Genomic DNA, 1,068 nt, shown 5'->3' on the forward strand with positions numbered 1-1,068 from the left:
CTCACCTTTCGGAGATTCGTAATGAACCAGCAGTTCGAAGCCGTTCAGAAGTTCGGCAAAGACAGTTTCGAGGCCACCGTGAAGGCGCTTGATGTCGCCTCCACCGGCACCAAGGCCATTGTGGTCGAGACGGCAGACTACGCCAAGAAGTCCTTTGACCAGAATGCCGCTACGTTCGAGAAGCTGGCCGGCGTCAAGTCGCTTGATCAGGCCATCCAGATCCAAAGCGACTATCTCAAGAGCTCCTACGAGGGCTTCGTCGCACATGCCACGAAGAGCCGTGAGCTCTACACCAAGCTCGCCCAGGACAGCTTCGCGCCCTTCGGCTTCCTGCGTTCTGCTGCAGAGGCAGCCGTCGCACCGACCAAGTCGGCAGCGCGCGCAAAGTAAAGACACGGCCCGATCAGCCGGTTCAGAACGCCCGCCAACAGGCTGGGCGTTCTCCTGCGCTTGGTGCTGTTCAAGTCCACTGATGTGGTCCGGTGCAGACACTCGATCAGCTTCACGGCAGGCTCAGTATCCAGAAATCCGTGACACGTTGGCTGCCCATTTCGTGCGGCTGGAGACAAAGTGATGCTGGAACCTTGGATCAAGCTGACCATCGACACAACTCTTCTCGGCTTGGAAGCGCAGAGCGTCATTGGTTTGCGCCTGGCGCAAATTGTGTCGGGTCGAGGCTCTCCAGCCGAAGCGCATCTGATGATGACCGAGAAGATGCTCGCCTTCATGGATGCTGCCACAACCGTCGCGGCTGGCGGGTCAGCCCACACAGTCGTGGAGGATTATAGAAGGCGCGTGCAAGCCAATGCACGGCGTCTAAGACTGGCCTGAGGCCGCAGACACGGATGCGTCTGCCGCTGGCTGGGTCAGGTGCTGTTGCGCCTGCAGACGAGCGCCCTTATGCGAGTTGTTGCTGAACCAAAATGAGCCAATGACCACGTTCCAAGACGCGCGACGTTTCCTGCTTGAGCACCGCACCGACTATGCTACCGCCGTTGCGGGCTTTCGCTGGCCTGATCCAGTCCCTTTCAACTGGGCGCTCGACTGGTTCGATGGAGAACTCGCCTC

The 1,068-nt window shown here is 59.3% G+C and carries 2 protein-coding genes; both read left to right on the plus strand.

Annotated features, from left to right (window positions below):
- The first annotated feature begins 21 nt into the window (after positions 1-21).
- On the plus strand, positions 22-390 hold the full coding sequence (locus KBI52_RS01370) for a phasin family protein (RefSeq protein WP_210804853.1): 369 nt from the start codon (positions 22-24) through the stop codon (positions 388-390).
- 183 nt (positions 391-573) lie between these two features.
- Complete coding sequence (locus tag KBI52_RS01375; RefSeq protein WP_210804854.1) at positions 574-831, plus strand: hypothetical protein; 258 nt, start codon at positions 574-576, stop codon at positions 829-831.
- The last annotated feature ends 237 nt before the right edge of the window (positions 832-1,068 follow it).

This window comes from Microvirga sp. HBU67558 (assembly GCF_018069605.1).
Classification (GTDB): Bacteria; Pseudomonadota; Alphaproteobacteria; order Rhizobiales; family Beijerinckiaceae; genus Microvirga; species Microvirga terrae.

Bases quoted from the DNA above. Each gene is read 5' to 3' on its own strand.
- KBI52_RS01375 (WP_210804854.1), top strand. From the start codon at position 574: ATGCTGGAACCTTGGATCAAGCTGACCATCGACACAACTCTTCTCGGC.
- KBI52_RS01370 (WP_210804853.1), top strand. From the start codon at position 22: ATGAACCAGCAGTTCGAAGCCGTTCAGAAGTTCGGCAAAGACAGTTTC.